Here is a 19,577-nt window from a genome sequence, read left to right on the forward strand (position 1 = left end):
TTTTTATGGCGAAATTCTCAGGCTGCCTGGGAATAGAACTCCAGCACGCTGATCCCGGTCAGCAGGTCTGTCTCCGGCAGGTCGGCATGTGGATGGCCGCCGAGGGCGCAATACACCAGCCAATGGCGGTCCTGCACATTGAAGGACAAGCTGTCGACGAGGTTCTGTTGTTCGTCGCTCGGGCTGATGAGATAGAGACGATCCTGGTTTTCGGCGTGCAGCATGACGGGTTCCGTGCAGGTTTGAAGGGCGACAGAGTGGCCTAATCAGATGACGAAACCGTGACTGGGAAAATTAATCCAAGGCCTGATCGCCGAGCCTGTAATGACCAGGCCAGCCCAACAAACACACACACACACACGGCCCGAACGCCTGGCGACATTCCTGTGGCGAGGGAGCTTGCTCCCGCTGGGTTGCGCAGCAGCCCCAAACTGACGCTGCGGCGTCTCGGTTGATTGATTACGCTCATGGGGGCGCTTCGCACCCCAGCGGGAGCAAGCTCCCTCGCCACAAAAGCATCCAATCCCGTAGGGGATCGTTACTGGTCGGAAAAAACGGCGCAGGGCGGCAGGCTTTCGGTAGAATCCGCGCCCTGTTCGTAGGCCACGGACGTGTCCTGTCCGTTTTTCCCTTGAGGTTCGTGATGTCGTCGCATCTGCTTTCGTTGTTCGCTGCCCACCCCGCCAAACTGATCAACTTGCTCGCGTTGCTGTTTGCCTGCCCGGGCGGCTGGGTGCTGCATGCGACGCGTCGCCGTGAACAACGGGCGCGGGCCTGCCTGCAAGCACGCAGTGGCAATGGCGAGGAACGCTTCGAAGCATTGCTGGACCTGGCTACCCAGCGCATGAACCGGTTTTTCTACCGGTTTGGCTTCGGCTGCCTGGCGCTGGCGTTGCTGGTGTCGTGGATCAGTACGCAGTTCTGAAGCAGTAGCCTTGCAAGGCAATCGAGGATCGCTTTGTAAGAGTGTTTGCAGGGCAAATGAGGATTGCCTGGCAAAAGTGCTTTTGTGGCGAGGGAGCTTGCTCCCGCTGGGCTGCAAAGCCGCCCCTCTCGAACGCTCAACCCTAGCTCCAAGCCTGTGTTGCGATTGCTGCGCAATCGAGCGGGAGCAAGCTCCCTCGCCACAGAGGCCACAGAGGCCACAGAGGCCACAGAGGCCACAGAGGCCACAGAGGCCACAGAGGCCAAACCAGGCCCTCGCAAGCCCGGCTTTAAAGCGCCAACCCCGCCTTGACCCGATATTGGTTACGCACCGGCGTCGCATATTGCAGCACCAGGAATGGCCGGTGTTCCGGCGGGCATGCGTCCAGTCGGCGCTGCCATTCCTCCTGGGCCTTGGCCAACTCATCAGCACCAAACACCTCGGCCGCCGTCGGCACCTGTAACTGCGGGTCGGCGTCGGCCCATTGGGCGTAGGCCAGGTAATGCACCGGGAACAGCCGGTAGCCGCCGAGAATCTGCCGGTCCATTTCCAGGGCCAATTGCTTGGTGTCCTCGAACAGCTCGGTGATGGGCGCGGCGAAGTTCACATGCACCCGGCCCTTGTAGCCGGTGATGCCCTTGGCAATGCTCACGTCGTCCTCGCCCGGGGCCTTGGTGTAGGTGCCGGTGGTGGCGCGGATGTACAACTCACGGGCCTTGGCCTGGTCGCACGGGTCGTATTCGTAGCTGATCGACACCGGCGTGAGGTTCAGTGACTGGATCACCTCACCGAACGGCTCGTCCTTGCGGCTCATGTGGAACATCTTGAGGATCGCCGATTCGGTCCGATCGTCACCGTCCTTGGCCCGCCCTTCGGCCTGGGCGATCCAGATCGAGGCGCAGTCGTTGCAGATCGAATGGTTGATGTACGCCGACAGCAACTGGTACGCCGCCATTTTTTCCCGTCGCCCGGTGATGGAACGGTGCACGATAAAGCTCTTGTTCAGGCGCATCAGGTCGCTGACAAAGGGCTTTTGCAGCAGGTTGTCGCCAATGGCGATGCGCGGCGTCGGCAGGCCGGCGTGGTACACGGCGTAATTGACGAAGGCCGGGTCCATCACGATATCGCGGTGGTTGGCGATGAACAGATAGGCACTGCCGGACTTGAATTGCTCCACCCCGGTGTAGGTCACGCCATCGGTGGCGCGCTCAATGGTGTGGTCGACGTAGAACTCCACCTTGTCCTGCAACGTAGCGACCGACGTCACACCGGCGAACTCACGGCGCAATCTTTGCGCTATAAGAGGTTTGAGCATCCAGCCGAAGGCGCCGGCCAGGCGTGGGAAGCGGAAGTGGGTGAGGATATCTAGAAACGCCTTGTCGCCGAGCAGCCGTGCCAGCACCGCTGGGACTTCGCTGTCGTCGTAAGGTCGGATGGCATCGAATTCGCCCATCATGCTCTCTTGTTGGAAACGGCTAGGGTAAGTAAAGGTTCGATCGAAAAAACGACGGGGCACGGCCTGGAAGATAAGCCAGACGAAAATAGCCCTGCAAATAGACCGGCGATTATACGCACAAGTCACTTGGGAGACCGCGATGCTGGAACAGGCTAGTTATGATTGTCCCTATTGTGGGGAGGAAGTAGAGACAACCGTGGACTTGTCCGGCGGTGATCAGACCTACATCGAGGACTGTCAGGTGTGCTGTCGGCCGGTCACCTTTGTACTGCAGGTCCATGAAGAAGAGTGGCATCTCGAAGTCTTCAGCGAAAACGAGTGAAGGGGGCGCCCATGCAGCGAATCTACGAGCTGGACAACTTGATGGAAGGCGAGTTGCTGCAAGGCATGCTCGCCAGTGAGGGTGTCACGGCGCATCTGGTGGGGCGCGACCTGGTCGGCGGTGTGGGGGAGTTGCCGATGCATGGATTGCTCGGGCTGGCGGTGGAAGACGACCAGGCGCAATACGCCCGGGAGTTGATCGCCGCGTACAATGCGGCGCTGCCGCTGCCCGGCGATGAACCGGACAGCTACCCCGGCACGCTGGTCTGTTAGGCTGGCGGTCGTTCGTTCGATCAAGAGTCGTGTTGCCCCATGTGTGGACGTTATGCCCTGTTTCGCTGGAACCCCACCTTCGCGGCCCTGCCCGGTTTTCCCGCCGATCAGAAGGCCCAATGGAATATTTCGCCCAACGATTCGGTGCTGATACTGCGGGCCGGCGCCGAGGGGCAGCGCGAGCTGGCCCGGGCTCGCTGGGGCCTGACGCCGCCGTGGCTGACCGACCTGTCCCGCACCCCGGCCCATGCCCGGGCCGAAACCGTGGCCGAGCAACCGATGTTCCGCGAGGCCTTGCGCCTGCGCCGCTGCCTGCTGCCGGCCAACGGCTTCTACGAGTGGCGCGGCGGCACGCGCAAGCGTCCGTACTGGCTGACGCCGGGGGAGGGCTCGTCGTTGTTTTTTGCCGCGATCTGGGAAGCGTATCCGGTGCAGGAACAGGTGTGGTTGAGCACGGCGGTGATCACCCAACCGGCGGCGGGTCAACGCCGGCCGTTGATCCTGGACGAAGCAGGCCAGCGCCTGTGGCTCGACCCCGAGACCCCGCTGCATGCCTTGCAAGGGCTGTTGGCCAGCGAGCCGGCGCCACTGCGCGAGCGGGTGTTGGCCAACATGGTCAATGATCCGAAGCTCAATGGGCCGGAGTGCTTGACGCCGGCTTGAGTTTTGCGGCGCTTGTATTGGCCCCATCGTCGGATCGCCGCCCGGAGCAGGCTCGCTCCCACAGTGGATTACAGGTGTATTCAAATTTCCCGTACACCGACCATCCCCTAATGTGGGAGCGGGCTTGCTCGCGAAAGGGGCATGACATCCAACATTCATGCAAGCTGACCCACCGCTTTCGCGAGCAAGCCCACAATAGCTTGTGGGTGTTCACAAAAAATGTGTGCACCGCCTGTCCCCTGTGGGAGCGAGCCTGCTCGCGATAGCGGCGGATCAGTCGACATTAATGTGGCTGACATACTGTCATCGCGAGCAGGCTCGCTCCCACAATAAGATTTGTGGGTTACTCGTGATGCGGCTCACCCAGGAACGTCAGCGAAGTGAACACGCCACGGGTGTCCACGTCCTTGTTGTCCTTGAGCTTGATTTCCATGTGCGCCGCGATCACATTCAGGCCTTCGTTGCGCACCAGTACCTGGGCCCGGCCCTCTGCGTCGGTTTCCGTCGAGACGGTGTTTGGCGCGCTGCGGTAGTCGCCCACCAGTTTCACCCCGGCCGCCGGTTTGCCGTCCAGCAGCACCCGGACCGGTAATGACTGGCCCGGGCCTACGGTCAGCGGGTCGACTTCCGGCAGGATCACGAACTTGATCGGTGCAAGCGTCGGCAGTTTCGCCCCAGGCTCATAAATCGCCAGGCTGTATTTGAACGTCTGGGTCGCTTCGACCGCCCCGGGCACTTTGCTACGGCCTTCGTTGATCCACTTCTTGTCCGCCGTCTGGGACCACATGCCGTTGTCCAGCGCCACCGCCAGTACGGCTGGCGGCTTGAGCGGTTGCAGGCGGGCGTGGTCCGGCAGGCGTTCTACGGTGACCGGAATCATCTTGCCGCCCAGGTCATAGGCCCAGGCACCGCTGATTTTCTGCGCCTTGAAGGCATTGTCTTCGGCACCGTGGCCGTAGATCACTTCGATGTTGCCGCGACGCTGTTCGGTCCACAGGCCATGGGCCGAGGCCTGCGCGGCCAGGAGCAGGCCAAGCAGGGCGAAGGTCTTGGGGTATTTCATGCTGACTTCCTTATAGATCGAGGGTGAGGCTGACAGTGAAGTTGCGCGGATCGCCGGGAGTGACCCAGTAATTGCTGTAGGAGCGTTCGTAGTATTTTTCGTCGAAGACGTTATTCAGGTTCAGGCCCACGGTGACGTCATCGCTGGCCTTGTAATGGGCCAGCAGGTCCACGGTGTGGTAGGCCGGCAGTTCGAAATCCTTGCCGGCTTCGCCCGAGCGATCACCGACGTACGTAAACGCCGCGCCAACATCCGAGCCGCGCAGGTGCCCATCCTGGAATTCGTAGACCCCCAGTAGGCTGCCGCTGTGTTTGGCGACGCCGAGGATCCGGCTGCCGGTGGGATTTCCCGGGTCACCCTTGGTCACTTCGGCGTCGATGTAGGCATAGGCGCCGATCACCCGCACGGCGTCGGTCACCTGCCCGGTCAGTTGCAAGTCGATACCCTGGCTGCGGGCCTTGCCAATGGCACTGTAAAAATCAGTCCCTGCGGTCTGAGCCAGAACGTTTTCCTTTTCTATACGGAACGCCGCCAGGGTGGTGCTCAGGCGATCGTCGAACAACTCGCTCTTGATCCCCACTTCATAGCCGACCCCCTCCTCGGGATCGAAAGTCTTGCCGCCGGCATCCAGGCCGTTGTTGGGTTTGAACGAGGTGGAGGCGTTGGCGAACAGGCCGACCTCGGGCGTCAATTGATACAGCAGGCCGGCCCGCTGGGTCAGGGCGTCGTGGCGTTGGCGGTTGGTGAGATTGGTGTTGTGGTCTTCGATGCTCTGCTCGAAATGCTCGTAGCGCACGCCAAGCATGCCCCGCAGCTTGTCGGTGAAGACGATCTGGTCCTGCAGGTTCAGCGCGCGGCTTTGCACTCGCTCGAAGAAATCCGTGTCGGTCCGAACACCATTGGGTTTCGGCTGGCCGTAGACCGGCTGATAGATGTCGATGGGGTAGCTGCCACCGAAGATCCTGGTCACGCGCTCGTTCTTGCGATAGTCCTCGTATTCGCTGCCGATCAGCAGTTCATGCTGCCAGGGTCCGAGGTCGAACAGGCCACGCAATTCAAACTGAGTGATGCTGTCGTGCCAGTTGTTGTCGCGTTCGCGGTAGCGGCGGTTCACCGTGCGGCCATCGGCGTTCAACGGCTGCGCTTCGGAAGCGAAACCCCAGAGCTCACCCTGCTTGTAGTGGCTGGCCAGGCGCAGTTGCCAGGCGTCGTTGAGCTGATGCTCGAGGGCGGCCTGGAGCATGTTGTTGTGATTGTCGATGTCGCCGTCGTTGGGCTCGCCCAGGAAAGTCGAGCGGGAAACGCCGCTCCAGCGATTGTTCGGAGCGACGATGCCGCGGTCGAACGTCGAGCTGTGGCGCACGATTTCGCTTTCCACCAGCAACCGCGTATCGGGGCTCAGTTGCCAACTGATGGAAGGCGCAACGAAAACACGTTTGCTGCCGACATGGTCGCGAAAGCTATTGTTGTCCTCGACCGCCAGATTGACCCGTGACAGCACGTTGCCTTCGGCGTCCAGTGGCGTGTTGACGTCCAGCGCGGTTCGGTAGCGATCCCAGCTTCCGGCGCTGGTTTGCAGCGTGGTGAAGGCTTCCGGTTGCGGTTTCTTGGTGACGATGTTCACCGTGCCGCCAGGGTCGCCTCGGCCATACAGGCTGGCCGCCGGGCCCTTGAGCACTTCGATGCGTTCGATGTTCGCGGCGTCCGGGGTGCTCGGATAGCCGCGGCTGGCGCTGAAACCGTCCTTGTAGAACTCCGAGGTGGTGAAACCGCGCACGCTGTATTCGTAAAGCGTCAGGCCACCGAAGTTGTTCTGCTTCGACACGCCGCCGGCATACTCTAATGCCCGTTCAACACTGGTGCTGCCCAGGTCCTTGAGCACGCTGGCGGGAATCACGCTGATCGATTGCGGGATGTCACGCAGGGCCGTGTCGGTCTTGGTTGCACTGGCGGAGCGGGTGGCGCGATAGCCCGTGACAGGCCCGGTGGCGGATTCGTAGTCGGACGTTACGGTGATGGCGTCCAGCTCCAGCGGCTGGATTTCTTCGGCGTAGGCCGGATCGCCGAGCAGGCCCAGGGTGAGGCTGGCGATGGAAATCCGTTTCAGGGATGACATGTTATGTTGTTCCAAACCTTGAGATTGAAACAATATAACACTACTAATGAGAATTTATGCTATTCCTGATTTGCCAATCGAGCGTCGCTTTCTTGTGGCGAGGGAGCTTGCTCCCGCTGGGCTGCGCAGCAGCCCTAAACCTGCCACCTCAAAACACCAGACCGATTGCATTCAATCCTGTTGGGTCTGCTTCGCAGCCCAGCGGGAGCAAGCTCCCTCGCCACAGGGATTTGAGGAGGGCTTGCTCGGTTGCAAGGCCCTTTTATGGTTATGGTGCGGCTTACTGTTCTTCTTTAGGCACCACCGGCGCCGGCGGTGGGCGCAGGCCGATTTCGGCGCTGAGCTTGAGCTCCTTGCCGTTGCGCATGACCTGGATCGTCACCTTGTCGGTGGGCTTGATCCGCGCGACTTGGTTCATCGAGCGGCGGCCATCGCCGGCCGGTTCGCCATCGATGCTCAGGATCACATCGCCCAGTTGCAGGCCGGCCTTCTGCGCCGGACCGTCGCGGAAGATCCCCGCCACCACGATGCCGGGCCGCCCGGACAAGCCGAAGGATTCCGCCAGTTCCTGGGTCAGCGGCTGGACTTCAATCCCCAGCCAACCGCGGATTACCTGGCCGTGTTCGATGATGGATTTCATCACCTCCATCGCCAGTTTCACCGGAATGGCGAAACCGATGCCCTGGCTGCCGCCGGACTTGGAGAAGATCGCCGTGTTGATCCCGGTGAGGTTGCCGTTGGCATCCACCAGCGCGCCACCGGAATTGCCGGGATTGATCGCGGCGTCGGTCTGGATGAAGTCCTCGTAGTTGTTCAGGCCCAACTGATTGCGCCCGGTGGCGCTGATGATGCCCATGGTCACGGTCTGGCCAACGCCGAACGGGTTGCCGATGGCCAGGGTCACGTCGCCGATGCGGATGCTGTCGGAGCGGCCGATGGTGATGGCTGGCAGGTTCTTGAGATCGATCTTCAGTACCGCCAGGTCGGTTTCCGGGTCGCTGCCGATCACCCGGGCCAGGGTTTCACGGCCGTCCTTGAGGGCCACCACGATCTGGTCGGCACCGCTGGTGACGTGGTTGTTGGTCAGGATGTAGCCTTCCGGGCTCATGATCACGCCCGACCCCAGGCTCGACTCCATGCGCTTCTGCTTGGGCGAGTTGTCGCCGAAAAAGCGCCGGAATTGCGGGTCTTCGAACAGCGGATGGCTGGGTTTGTTGATGACCTTGGTGGTGTACAGGTTCACCACGGCCGGCGCGGCGGTGGTCACGGCGTCGGCATAGGACACCGGCCCCTGCAGCACCGCCTTGGTTTGCGGCGCCTGCTGCAGGTTGACGTCGAGGCTCGGCAGGCCAACCCACTCCGGGTAGCGCTGGATAATCAGTAGAGCGACAAGCACACCGGCCAATAGCGGCCAGCCGGAAAAACGCAGCGCCTTGAGCATTAAGCACGTCCTACAAAGGTTGCAGGCGGTATGAGACCGCCCATAATGTCGCGCATTATACGAGGCCGCGCGCGCCTCTGAACGGGATATTTAGGAGTCTTTTCATGGCCGTCGCCCTGAACACCCTGGTAGAAGAAGCGGACCGTTACCTGGCCAGCAGCCGGATTGCCGATTATTGCCCCAACGGCCTGCAGGTCGAAGGCGCGCCCCAGGTGAGGCGCATCGTCAGCGGCGTCACCGCCAGCCAGGCCTTGCTCGATGCGGCTGTCGAGGCGGGGGCCGACCTGGTGCTGGTGCATCACGGTTATTTCTGGAAGGGCGAGAACCCTTGTATCACCGGCATGAAACAGCGTCGTCTCAAGACGTTGCTCAAGCATGACATCAGCCTGCTGGCTTACCACTTGCCCCTGGACCTGCACCCCGAAGTGGGCAATAACGTGCAACTGGCCCGCCAGTTGGACATCACCGTCGAGGGACCGCTGGACCCGGATAATCCCAAGATTGTCGGCCTGGTCGGCTCTCTGTCCGAACCGATGACGGCGCGGGATTTCGCGCGCAAGGTCCAGGAAGCCTTGGGCCGCGAGCCCTTGCTGATCGAAGGCGAGCAGATGATCCGTCGGGTCGGCTGGTGCACCGGTGGCGGCCAGGGGTATATCGATCAGGCGGTGCTGGCAGGTGTCGACCTTTACCTCAGCGGCGAGGCCTCGGAGCAGACGTTCCACAGCGCCCGGGAGAACGGCATCAGCTTCATTGCCGCCGGGCATCATGCCACTGAGCGATACGGCGTCCAGGCGCTGGGTGACTACCTGGCGCGACGCTTTGCCCTGGAACACATCTTCATCGACTGCCCGAATCCGATCTGACTAACGCTGAACCAACATGTGGAGTGGGCCTGTGGGAGCAAAGCTTGCTCGCGATGGCGTCGGCACATGCAACGCCGTTATCGCGAGCAAGCTTTGCTCCCACAGAGTTCACTGGCTCACACAGAATCCGTCACAAAGCCCGAACCGGCAGGCATATCCATATGCTGTTTCGATCTAGTTGGCGCCCTGATTAGAAGAGGTCGCTGTGCTAGGATTCCCCGCTCGAACACGGCCCGCTGGCCGTTCATAAGAAAGTTTTCGTGAGTAGCCATGGTCGACAAACTGACGCATCTGAAACAGCTGGAGGCGGAAAGCATCCACATCATCCGCGAGGTGGCCGCCGAGTTCGATAACCCGGTGATGCTGTACTCCATCGGTAAAGACTCCGCCGTGATGCTGCACCTGGCACGCAAGGCGTTCTTCCCCGGCAAGCTGCCCTTTCCGGTGATGCACGTCGACACCCGCTGGAAATTCCAGGAGATGTACAAGTTCCGCGACCGCATGGTCGAGGAGCTGGGCCTGGACCTGATCACTCATGTGAACCCGGACGGCGTGGCGCAGGGCATCAACCCGTTCACCCACGGCAGTGCCAAGCACACCGACATCATGAAGACCGAAGGCCTCAAGCAGGCCTTGGACAAGTATGGTTTCGATGCTGCGTTCGGCGGTGCCCGTCGCGATGAAGAGAAATCCCGCGCCAAGGAGCGCGTGTACTCGTTCCGTGACAGCAAGCACCGCTGGGACCCGAAGAACCAGCGCCCGGAGCTGTGGAACGTCTACAACGGCAAGGTCAACAAGGGCGAGTCGATCCGCGTCTTCCCGCTGTCGAACTGGACCGAACTGGACATCTGGCAGTACATCTACCTCGAAGGCATCCCGATCGTGCCGCTGTACTTCGCCGCCGAGCGTGAAGTGATCGAGAAGAACGGCACGCTGATCATGATCGACGACGAGCGCATCCTCGAGCACCTGTCCGACGAAGACAAGGCCCGTATCGTCAAGAAGAAAGTGCGTTTCCGTACCCTTGGCTGCTACCCGTTGACGGGCGCGGTGGAGTCCGAGGCCGAGAGCCTGACGGACATCATCCAGGAAATGCTCCTGACGCGAACTTCCGAGCGCCAGGGCCGGGTCATCGATCACGATGGCGCAGGCTCGATGGAAGATAAAAAACGTCAAGGTTATTTCTAAGGGGCTGTCATGTCGCATCAATCTGATTTGATCAGCGAGGACATCCTCGCCTACCTGGGCCAGCACGAGCGTAAAGAGCTGCTGCGCTTCTTGACCTGCGGTAACGTCGACGACGGCAAGAGCACCCTGATCGGGCGCCTGCTGCACGACTCCAAGATGATCTACGAAGATCACCTGGAAGCCATCACCCGCGATTCGAAGAAAGTCGGCACCACCGGTGACGACATCGACCTGGCGTTGCTGGTCGATGGCCTGCAGGCCGAGCGCGAACAAGGCATCACCATCGATGTCGCGTACCGCTATTTCTCCACCGCCAAGCGCAAATTCATCATCGCCGATACCCCCGGCCATGAGCAGTACACCCGCAACATGGCCACCGGTGCTTCCACCTGTGACCTGGCGATCATCCTGGTCGACGCCCGCTACGGCGTGCAGACCCAGACCCGTCGCCACAGCTTCATCGCCTCGTTGCTGGGCATCAAGCACATCGTCGTAGCCATCAACAAGATGGACCTCAAGGACTTCGACCAGGGCGTGTTCGAGTCGATCAAGGCCGACTACCTGAAGTTCGCCGAAGGCTTGAAGATGAAGCCCACCAGCATGCACTTCGTGCCGATGTCCGCCCTCAAGGGCGACAACGTGGTGAACAAGTCCGAGCGTTCGCCGTGGTACACCGGCCAATCGCTGATGGAAATCCTCGAGACCGTGGAAGTGGCGGGCGACCGCAACTTCACCGACTTGCGTTTCCCGGTGCAGTACGTCAACCGTCCGAACCTCAACTTCCGCGGTTTCGCCGGCACCCTCGCCAGCGGCATCGTGCACAAGGGCGACGAAGTGGTGGTGCTGCCGTCGGGCAAGAGCAGCCGCGTGAAATCCATCGTCACCTTCGAAGGCGAGCTGGAACACGCCGGTCCAGGCCAGGCGGTGACGCTGACCATGGAAGACGAGATCGACATCTCCCGTGGCGACCTGCTGGTGCATGCCGACAACGTGCCGCCGGTCACCGACAGCTTCGAAGCGATGCTGGTGTGGATGGCCGAAGAGCCGATGCTGCCGGGCAAGAAATATGACATCAAGCGTGCCACCAGCTACGTGCCGGGCTCGATAGCCAGCATCGTCAACAAGGTCGATGTGAACACCTTGGAAGAAGGTCCGGCCAGCGCGTTGCAGCTCAACGAAATCGGCAAGGTGAGGATCGCCCTGGATGCGCCGATCGCCCTGGACGGTTACGAGAGCAACCGCACCACTGGCGCGTTCATCGTCATCGATCGCCTGACCAACGGCACGGTCGGCGCCGGCATGATCGTCGCCCAGCCGCTGACCCATGGCAGCAGCACGCACCATGGCAAACTGGCCCATGTGTCGGTGGAAGAACGCACCCAGCGCTTCGGCCAGCAGCCGGCGACGGTCTTGTTCAGTGGCCTGTCGGGCGCTGGCAAGAGCACGCTGGCCTATGCGGTCGAGCGCAAGTTGTTCGACTCGGGCCGTGCGGTCTTTGTCCTCGATGGCCAGAACCTGCGTCATGACCTGAACAAGGGCTTGCCGCAGGATCGTGCCGGGCGGACCGAGAACTGGCGCCGTGCGGCGCATGTCGCTCGTCAGTTCAACGAAGCGGGCCTGCTGACCCTGGCCGCGTTCGTTGCGCCGAGTGCCGAAGGGCGCGAGCAGGCCAAGGACCTGATCGGCCGTGAGCGTCTGCTGACCGTCTACGTCCAGGCCTCGCCAGCGGTGTGTGCCCAGCGTGATCCGCAAGGGCTCTATGCCGCGGCCGGCGACAACATCCCGGGCGAGTCCTTCCCGTATGACGTGCCGCTGGATGCCGACCTGGTGATCGACACCCAGGCGCTGACCCTGGAAGAAAGCGTCAAGCAGGTGCTGGATCTGCTGCGCAAGCGTGGGGCGATCTAAGGGAAACAGCTACAAGCCTCTAGATTCAAGCGGCAAGTACAAGCCCGCCGATGAGTGATCATCGGCGGGCTTTTTCATTCCTCTATGGAACAACTCAACCAACTGTGGGAGCAACTGTGTGGGAGCAAGGCTTGCCCGCGATGAAAACGCCGCGGTCTCTTGAGGACCGCAGCGCCTGGATCGCGAGCAAGCTTTGCTCCCACAAAGCCGGCTCCCACAAGGGGATCAGTGCTGGCTGGGATACTCCCGATGCATCTGCGCAAGCAACGCATCCTTGTCCTGCCACAACTGGTTGATCCAGCCCTGGAACTCCAGGCGATAGGCACCGTCCTGGTCGTAGCTTTTACCAATGAACTGCGGCGGGATCGTCAGCTCCTGGCAATGCACCACGACCTCGCCAACGTTGCCGCAGAGCAAATCCCAATACCCAGGACGTCCGCCCGGGTAATGGATGGTCACGTTAATGATCGACTCCAATTGTTCGCCCATGGCATCGAGCACAAACGCGATGCCACCGGCCTTGGGCTTGAGCAGGTAGCGAAACGGTGACTGCTGCTGGGCGTGCTTGCCTTCGGTAAAGCGCGTGCCTTCGACGAAGTTGAAGATGCCCACGGGGTTGTCGCGAAACTTCGCGCAGGTCTTGCGGGTGGTTTCCAGGTCCTTGCCTTTCTTTTCCGGATGCTTTTCCAGGTAAGCCTTGGAGTAGCGCTTCATGAAGGGGAAACCCAGGGCCCACCAGGCCAGGCCGATCACCGGCACCCAGATCAGCTCTTGCTTGAGGAAAAACTTCAACGGCCGGATGCGCCGGTTCAGCACGTACTGCAACACCATGATGTCGACCCAGCTCTGGTGGTTGCTGGTGATCAGGTACGAGTGCTGGTAATCCAGGCCCTCCAAGCCGCTGAAGTGCCAGCGGGTTTGCCGCACCAGGTTCATCCAGGCCTTGTTGTTGCTGATCCAGGCTTCATGGATGTGGCTCATCAGCCAGTCGGTGAAGCGCTGGGCGGCGGGGAAGGGCAGCAACAGCTTGAAGATCGCCACGATGAACAGCGGTGTGCAGCAGGCGATGGTGTTCAGGGCCAACAGCAGCGAAGCAATGACGCCGCGTAAGGGAGCAGGCAGGAAGTCCAGCATTTAAATATCCAAAGGTCGGTTGGCGGCTTGGATCGCAGTCAGGGCGATGGTGTACACGATGTCGTCGACCTGGGCGCCACGGGGCAAGTCATTCACCGGTTTGCGCAAGCCTTGCAGCATCGGCCCGAGGCTGACGCAATCGGCGCTGCGCTGCACGGCCTTGTGGGTGGTGTTGCCGGTGTTGAGGTCCGGGAAGATGAACACCGTCGCCCGGCCGGCCACTTGGCTGTTGGGCGCCAGTTGCCGGGCCACGGTTTCGTTGGCGGCGGCGTCGTATTGCAGCGGGCCGTCGATCAGCAAGCCGTGCTGGGCTTCGTGGGCCAGCAGGGTGGCTTCGCGGACTTTTTCCACTTCTTCGCCACTGGCCGACTCGCCGCTGGAATAGCTGAGCATCGCCACCCGTGGGGTGATGCCGAACGCGGCGGCCGAGTCGGCGCTTTGCAGGGCGATTTCCGCCAGCTCCGCAGCGCTGGGGTGCGGGTTCATCACGCAGTCGCCGTAGACCAGCACTTCTTCGGGAAACAGCATGAAAAACACTGAGGACACCAGCGAGCAGCCTGGCGCGGTCTTGATCAGTTGCAAGGCTGGGCGGATGGTGTTGGCGGTGGAGTGGATGACCCCGGAGACCAGTCCGTCCACTTCATCCAGGGCCAGCATCATGGTGCCGATGACCACGGTGTCTTCCAGTTGCTGCTCGGCCATCGGCGCGTTCAGGCTCTTGCTCTTGCGCAACCGCACCATCGGCTCCACGTAGCGCTCGCGGATCGAGTCCGGATCGAGAATCTCCAGCCCTGGCGGCAGTTCGATGCCTTGGGCGCGGGCCACCGCCTCGACGTCGGCCGGCTTGGCCAGCAACACGCAACGGGCAATGCCCCGGGCCTGGCAAATGGCGGCGGCCTGGACGGTCAGCGGTTCGCTGCCTTCGGGCAGGACGATGCGTTTGTTGGCGGCCTGGGCGCGCTGGATCAACTGATAGCGGAACACCGCCGGCGACAGGCGCATTTCCCGCGGCGTGCCGCAGCGCTGGTGCAACCATTTGGCGTCCAGGTGGCTGGCGACAAAATCGGTGATGATCTCCGCACGTTCGCGGTCATCGATGGGAATTTCCTTGTTCAGGCCGTTGAGCAGGTTGGCGGTGTCGTAGGAGCCGGTGCTCACCGACAACACCGGCAACCCTGCCTGCAAGGCGCCGCGGCACAGGTCCATGATGCGTGGGTCGGGCAGTGTGTCGCTGGTCAGCAACAGGCCGGCCAGTGGCACGCCGTTGATCGCCGCCAGGCTCACGGCAAGGATGATGTCGTCGCGATCGCCAGGCGTCACCACCAGCACGCCGGGCTTGAGCAGTTCCACGGTGTTGCGCATGGTGCGGGCGCAAATGATGATGTTGCTCATGCGCCGGGTTTCGTAGTCGCCGGCATTGAGCACCTGCGCGCCCATCAGGTCGGCCACGTCGCGGGTGCGCGGGGCATTGAGTTCGGGGCGAAACGGCAGGCACCCGAGCAGGCGGAAATCGCCGCTGCGCAACAGGGGCGAGTGCTCCTTGAGCCGTGCGGAAAACGCTTCCATGCTTTCGTCGGTGCGGACCTTGTTCAGGATCACCCCGAGGACTTTCGGGTCCTTCGGCCCGCCGAACAACTGCGCTTGCAACTCCACCCGCCCGGAAAGCTCGGTCAGCACTTCGTTTTCCGGTGCCGACACCAGGATGACCTCGGCGTCGAGGCTCTTGGCCAGGTGCAGGTTGACCCGGGCGGCATAGCTGGCGTTGCGGGTCGGGACCATGCCCTCGACGACCAGCACGTCCTTGCCAATGGCTGCTTGCTGGTAAAGGGTGATGATTTCTTCCAGCAGCTCATCGAGCTGGCCATCGCCGAGCATGCGCTCCACATGAGCCAGGCCCAGGGGTTGCGGAGGCTTGAGACCATGGGTGCGGGCCACCAGCTCGGTGGAGCGCTCCGGCCCGGTGTCGCCGGGATGCGGCTGGGCAATGGGTTTGAAAAAGCCGACTTTCAGCCCGGCCCGTTCAAGGGTACGCACCAGCCCGAGGCTGATGGAGGTCAGACCCACCCCAAAATCGGTGGGCGCGATAAAAAAAGTTTGCATGCGAATTCTCTAAGGGGAATGGCGCGACCTATGACTGGTCGTCTACCCACGATTCAGTCGCCAAGGTTATCGCTAACCGGGCCTTGAGCGCACCAGCCGCAATCAAAGGGCTGGCCTATTTTTCCAATACGTTGCGCAGGGTCCAGCACCCAGGCCCGAGACTGCCACGGCGGTTGGTGACGCAGATGCTGGGTGTGGCCACAGGACAGCTCGGCCACCCAGTGTCCGTCATCGTCCTGATGGAAACCGGTGACCGTCGGTCTGTTCGAGCTAGCCCGTTTGTCCGGGTTCCGTTCGCTTTCGGGCAAATCCTTGTTTAGACTTGTCCGTTCTTCATTCTTATGCAAAAGGTCTCGCCCCATGCTGATCGCCGCCAATAAGGCTGTCTCCATCGACTATACCCTGACCAACGACGCTGGTGAGGTCATCGACAGCTCTGCCGGCGGCGCTCCGCTGGTCTACCTGCAAGGCGCGGGTAATATCATTCCAGGCCTGGAGAAGGCCCTGGAAGGCAAAGCCGTCGGTGACGAACTGAAAGTGGCCGTTGAGCCGGAAGACGCCTATGGCGAATATTCCGCTGAACTGGTCAGCACCTTGAGCCGTAGCATGTTCGAAGGCGTGGATGAACTGGAAGTGGGCATGCAGTTCCATGCTTCGGCGCCCGATGGCCAGATGCAGATCGTCACCATCCGCGATCTGGAAGGCGACGACGTCACCGTTGACGGCAACCACCCGTTGGCCGGTCAGCGCTTGAACTTCCAAGTCAAGATCGTTGACATCCGTGACGCCAGCCAGGAAGAAATCGCCCATGGTCACGTCCATGGTGAAGGCGGCCATCACCATTGATTTCTGCGCTACGCTCAAGTTGACTGGAGAGGCGCCCTATGGCGCCTTTTTAGTCGCTGCTGTTAGCATCACCCATGGCTGTTTCGCAAAGATCCGCAAACCTGGAGTTCGTCATGAGTGCTTTCCACGACCTTAAATTGAAAGCCCTGGATGGTCAGGAGTTTCCTCTGGCGCCTTTCAAGGGGCAAGTCGTGCTGGTGGTCAACGTCGCCTCCAAATGTGGCCTTACGCCTCAGTACGCGGCGCTGGAAAATCTCTATCAGCAATACAAGGACAAGGGCTTCAGCGTGCTGGGCCTGCCCTGCAATCAGTTCGCCGGGCAAGAGCCGGGGACCGAGCAGGAAATCCAGGAGTTCTGCAGCCTCAACTATGGCGTGACGTTCCCGCTGTCCAGCAAGCTGGACGTGAATGGTCATGATCGTCATCAGTTGTACCGCCTGCTGGCGGGCGAGGGGGCCGAGTTTCCCGGGGACATCACCTGGAACTTCGAAAAATTCCTGTTGGGCAAGGACGGCCGGGTGCTGGCGCGTTTCTCACCGCGCACGGAGCCGGATGATCCTGCTGTGATCAAGGCGATCGAAAAAGCGCTGGCTTGATCCCAAAAATGTATGGCGGTCCCTTTGTGGCGAGGGAGCTTGCTCCCGCTGGGCTGCGAAGCGGCCCTGGCTTTTTTGCGGTCGCTGCGCAACCGAGCGGGAGCAAGCTCCCTCGCCACAGGGGATGTGCTTGAGGCTGTGATACTCAGCGCTCCCTTTTGAACCTTGATCATTCAAATCAATAGTGCTACCCAGCACTTCTCATGCTCCATATTATCGTCGTCATATCCGACCTGTGACTTCGTCCCGTGGAGTGCCCCATGCCTGTAAAAGCCCTGTTCAAACCCTTCCACCTCGGCGCGTTTGAGTTGCCGACCCGGGTGGTGATGGCGCCGATGACCCGTTCCTTTTCGCCGGGCGGCGTACCAAACACCAAGGTGATCGAGTACTACCGTCGTCGCGCGGCGGCCGGGGTCGGCCTGATCATCACCGAGGGCACGACGGTCGGGCACAAGGCCTCCAACGGCTACCCGAACGTGCCGCATTTCTACGGCGATGCAGCGTTGGCCGGCTGGAAACAGGTGGTCGATGCGGTGCATGCCGAAGGCGGCAAGATCGTTCCACAGTTGTGGCACGTGGGCAGTGTGCGCCGCATCGGCACCGAGCCGGACGCCAGCGTGCCGGGTTACGGTCCGACCGAAAAGCTCAAGGATGGCCAGGTGGTGGTCCACGGCATGACCCAGGCGGACATCGACGATGTCATCGTGGCCTTCGCCCAAGCGGCAAAGGACGCCCAGGGCATCGGCATGGACGGGGTGGAAATCCACGGTGCCCACGGCTACCTGGTGGACCAGTTCTTCTGGGAAGGCAGCAACCAGCGCACCGACGGCTACGGCGGCAGCCTGGCCAACCGCTCGCGCTTTGCGATCGAATTGATCCGTGCCGTGCGCGCGGCGGTGGGAGAGGGCTTCCCGATCATTTTCCGCTTCTCCCAATGGAAACAGCAGGATTACACCGCGCGCCTGGTGCAGACACCTGAAGCCTTGGGCGAATTCCTCAAGCCCTTGTCCGAAGCGGGCGTGGATATTTTCCACTGTTCGACGCGACGTTTCTGGGAGCCGGAATTCGAAGGCTCCGAGCTGAACCTGGCCGGCTGGACCCGCAAGCTCACCGGCAAGCCCACCATCACCGTCGGCAGCGTCGGCCTGGATGGCGAGTTCCTGCAGTTCATGGTCAATACCGACAAAGTCGCGCAACCGGCCAGCCTGGAAAAGCTGCTGGAGCGCTTGAACAACGATGAGTTCGACCTGGTGGCGGTGGGACGTGCGCTGCTGGTGGATCCGGACTGGGCGCAAAAAGTCCGTGAAGGGCGGGAGCAGGAGATCTTGCCGTTCAGTCGCGAGGCGTTGATGACCTTGGTTTAAGCGGCCCCTTGCAGGGCCTCATCGCGGGCAAGCCTTGCTCCCACAGAGTTGTCAGTCGTTCACGCATGATGTGTTCACGGGAAACTAATGTGGGAGCAAGGCTTGCCCGCGATGCTTTTCAGCGCTGCGACACGGCCTGGGGCAGCGACGATTCAACCTGACAAACCCCTCGCAACTGCGCTTCAAATTGCTCGATCACCGACGCCCATCCCTGGCGACTGGCATGCTGGCGCGCATTGAGTCGCACGCAACGCAAGGTCTCGCGCTCTTCCAGCAGCCAACGGGCGGCATCGCAGAACGCCTCTTCATCCCCCGGCATCGCCAGCACGCCGTTGTAGCCGTGGCGAATATGTTGCGCCGCGGCGGCCTGGTCGTAGGCCACCACCCCCAGCCCGGACGCCAGCGCCTCCAGCACCACATTGCCGAAGGTTTCGGTCAGGCTCGGAAAGACAAACACATCCCCGGACGCATAGTGGCTGGCCAGCGCCTCGCCGCGTTGCGAGCCGCAAAAGATCGCCTCGGGCAATGCCTGCTCCAACGCGGACCGCTGCGGGCCGTCGCCGACCACCACCAGTTTCATCCGGCGCCCCGGGAAAGCGCTGCACAGCGTGTCGAAACTGCGCTTGAGCAGCCCGAGGTTCTTCTCCGGTGCCAAGCGTCCGACATGGATCACGGCGATGTCGTCATCGCCCAGGCCCCACGCTTCGCGCAGGCTCGCCGAGCGCTTGATTGGATGGAACAGTTGGCTGTCGACGCCGCGGGACAACAACGCCACCCGCTCGAAATGGCGTCGCTCCAATTCCAGGCGTTGGCTGAGACTGGGCACCAGGGTCAGGCTGGAGCGGTTGTGAAACCAGCGCAGGTAATGGGTGAGCCCGCGACTCAACAGCCCGAGGCCGTACTGTTGGGTGTATTGCTGGAAATTGGTGTGGAAACCACTGACCACCGAGATGCCCAGGCGACGCGCCGCCCGCAGCGCCGACAAACCCAGCGGCCCTTCCGTGGCGATGTACAGCACGTCCGGACGATGGCGTTTCCAGCGCCGGAGCAGTTTGTGCATCGACGCCTGGCCCCATTGCAAGCCCGGATAACCCGGCAGCGGCCAGCCCCGGCACAGCAGCAGTTGGTCGTCACTGGCCTGGCGCGGGTCGTCGGCCTGGCGAGGTCGTATCAGCTCGACCTGATGCCCGCGGGCGCGCAAGCCGTCGTACAGGCGGCCCAAGGTATTGGCCACGCCGTTGATTTCCGGCGGGAAGGTTTCGGTGATCAGGGTAATGTGCAGGGGTGTGGTCATGACCCCAGTGTCGACCGGAGCCATTT

Annotated in this window: 19 protein-coding genes; 10 read left to right on the forward strand and 9 right to left on the reverse strand. The window is 61.7% G+C overall.

Translation table 11 applies throughout. The annotated features are described in order from the left end of the window. Nucleotides 1-17: 17 nt before the first annotated feature. The gene (locus M1D99_RS05395) at nt 18-224 is read right to left on the reverse strand and encodes a hypothetical protein (protein ID WP_058544127.1); all 207 of its coding nucleotides are present in this window, start codon (nt 222-224) and stop codon (nt 18-20) included. A 419-nt stretch (nt 225-643) separates the two neighbouring features. On the opposite strand from M1D99_RS05395, the gene M1D99_RS05400 reads away from it, so the two are divergent. After that, nucleotides 644-925, forward strand: coding sequence for a hypothetical protein (locus M1D99_RS05400; RefSeq protein WP_458131482.1), 282 nt, complete (start codon nt 644-646; stop codon nt 923-925). Between the two features lie 289 nt (nt 926-1,214). Here the strand turns inward: M1D99_RS05400 and M1D99_RS05405 are convergent, their stop codons facing one another. Beyond that, on the reverse strand, nt 1,215-2,381 hold the full coding sequence (locus M1D99_RS05405; protein WP_434574368.1) for a 1-acyl-sn-glycerol-3-phosphate acyltransferase: 1,167 nt from the start codon (nt 2,379-2,381) through the stop codon (nt 1,215-1,217). 139 nt (nt 2,382-2,520) lie between these two features. On the opposite strand from M1D99_RS05405, the gene M1D99_RS05410 reads away from it, so the two are divergent. From M1D99_RS05410 to M1D99_RS05420, 3 genes are read left to right on the forward strand one after another with little or no spacing between them, the layout of a single operon-like run. Continuing rightward, complete coding sequence (locus tag M1D99_RS05410; RefSeq protein ID WP_186705030.1) at nt 2,521-2,703, forward strand: CPXCG motif-containing cysteine-rich protein; 183 nt, start codon at nt 2,521-2,523, stop codon at nt 2,701-2,703. Between the two features lie 11 nt (nt 2,704-2,714). Then, nucleotides 2,715-2,975: a putative signal transducing protein gene (locus tag M1D99_RS05415; RefSeq protein WP_186705031.1), complete on the forward strand. Its 261-nt coding sequence runs from the start codon at nt 2,715-2,717 to the stop codon at nt 2,973-2,975. A gap of 39 nt (nt 2,976-3,014) precedes the next feature. Further along, entirely contained in the window at nt 3,015-3,638 is a 624-nt protein-coding gene (locus M1D99_RS05420; protein ID WP_186705032.1) for an SOS response-associated peptidase, read from the forward strand. 343 nt (nt 3,639-3,981) lie between these two features. Here M1D99_RS05420 and M1D99_RS05425 read toward each other — a convergent pair whose 3' ends face one another. From M1D99_RS05425 to algW, 3 genes are all read right to left on the reverse strand, one after another. Next, complete coding sequence (locus tag M1D99_RS05425) at nt 3,982-4,701, reverse strand: DUF4198 domain-containing protein (protein ID WP_458131483.1); 720 nt, start codon at nt 4,699-4,701, stop codon at nt 3,982-3,984. 10 nt (nt 4,702-4,711) lie between these two features. Further along, nucleotides 4,712-6,817: a TonB-dependent siderophore receptor gene (locus tag M1D99_RS05430; RefSeq protein ID WP_458131484.1), complete on the reverse strand. Its 2,106-nt coding sequence runs from the start codon at nt 6,815-6,817 to the stop codon at nt 4,712-4,714. 280 nt (nt 6,818-7,097) lie between these two features. Next, on the reverse strand, nt 7,098-8,258 hold the full coding sequence (gene algW / locus M1D99_RS05435) for a Do family serine endopeptidase AlgW (protein WP_186705035.1): 1,161 nt from the start codon (nt 8,256-8,258) through the stop codon (nt 7,098-7,100). Nucleotides 8,259-8,362: 104 nt separating this feature from the next. Here algW and M1D99_RS05440 point away from each other — a divergent pair, with 104 nt between their 5' ends. The 3 genes from M1D99_RS05440 to cysN all read left to right on the forward strand — a co-directional run bounded on the left by M1D99_RS05440 (nt 8,363) and on the right by cysN (nt 12,217). After that, nucleotides 8,363-9,121 carry a Nif3-like dinuclear metal center hexameric protein gene (locus M1D99_RS05440; protein WP_458131485.1) on the forward strand — a complete coding sequence of 253 codons (759 nt, stop codon included), beginning with the start codon at nt 8,363-8,365 and terminating at the stop codon, nt 9,119-9,121. Between the two features lie 270 nt (nt 9,122-9,391). Further along, nucleotides 9,392-10,309 (forward strand): sulfate adenylyltransferase subunit CysD, encoded by a 918-nt coding sequence (gene cysD, locus M1D99_RS05445; protein ID WP_003178041.1) that lies wholly within the window; start codon nt 9,392-9,394, stop codon nt 10,307-10,309. 9 nt (nt 10,310-10,318) lie between these two features. Then, nucleotides 10,319-12,217 (forward strand): sulfate adenylyltransferase subunit CysN, encoded by a 1,899-nt coding sequence (cysN, locus tag M1D99_RS05450; RefSeq protein WP_186729784.1) that lies wholly within the window; start codon nt 10,319-10,321, stop codon nt 12,215-12,217. A gap of 225 nt (nt 12,218-12,442) precedes the next feature. On the opposite strand, the gene M1D99_RS05455 is transcribed toward cysN, so the two are convergent. Genes M1D99_RS05455 through M1D99_RS05465 form a run of 3 tightly spaced genes read right to left on the reverse strand, consistent with a single transcriptional unit; the run spans nt 12,443 to nt 15,843 of the window. After that, nucleotides 12,443-13,351, reverse strand: a complete 909-nt coding sequence (locus M1D99_RS05455; RefSeq protein WP_434574371.1) for an acyltransferase — start codon at nt 13,349-13,351, stop codon at nt 12,443-12,445. Further along, nucleotides 13,352-15,451 (reverse strand): phosphate acetyltransferase, encoded by a 2,100-nt coding sequence (gene pta, locus M1D99_RS05460; protein WP_053125134.1) that lies wholly within the window; start codon nt 15,449-15,451, stop codon nt 13,352-13,354. It abuts the gene before it with no gap. A 53-nt stretch (nt 15,452-15,504) separates the two neighbouring features. Then, nucleotides 15,505-15,843, reverse strand: a complete 339-nt coding sequence (locus M1D99_RS05465; protein ID WP_186705040.1) for a DUF3565 domain-containing protein — start codon at nt 15,841-15,843, stop codon at nt 15,505-15,507. On the opposite strand from M1D99_RS05465, the gene M1D99_RS05470 reads away from it, so the two are divergent. The 3 genes from M1D99_RS05470 to M1D99_RS05480 all read left to right on the forward strand — a co-directional run bounded on the left by M1D99_RS05470 (nt 15,812) and on the right by M1D99_RS05480 (nt 18,257). Beyond that, entirely contained in the window at nt 15,812-16,297 is a 486-nt protein-coding gene (locus M1D99_RS05470) for an FKBP-type peptidyl-prolyl cis-trans isomerase (RefSeq protein ID WP_018612607.1), read from the forward strand. The two genes, M1D99_RS05465 and M1D99_RS05470, sit on opposite strands and share 32 nt — an antisense overlap. A gap of 113 nt (nt 16,298-16,410) precedes the next feature. After that, a complete protein-coding gene (locus tag M1D99_RS05475) occupies nt 16,411-16,893 on the forward strand; it encodes a glutathione peroxidase (protein ID WP_434574372.1) in 483 nt (160 codons plus the stop codon). Between the two features lie 260 nt (nt 16,894-17,153). Next, the gene (locus M1D99_RS05480) at nt 17,154-18,257 is read left to right on the forward strand and encodes an NADH:flavin oxidoreductase (protein ID WP_434574373.1); all 1,104 of its coding nucleotides are present in this window, start codon (nt 17,154-17,156) and stop codon (nt 18,255-18,257) included. A 118-nt stretch (nt 18,258-18,375) separates the two neighbouring features. Here the strand turns inward: M1D99_RS05480 and M1D99_RS05485 are convergent, their stop codons facing one another. Then, nucleotides 18,376-19,575 (reverse strand): glycosyltransferase family 4 protein, encoded by a 1,200-nt coding sequence (locus M1D99_RS05485; RefSeq protein WP_434574374.1) that lies wholly within the window; start codon nt 19,573-19,575, stop codon nt 18,376-18,378. Nucleotides 19,576-19,577: the final 2 nt, after the last annotated feature.

The sequence above is a fragment of the Pseudomonas sp. R3-41 genome, from assembly GCF_054161485.1.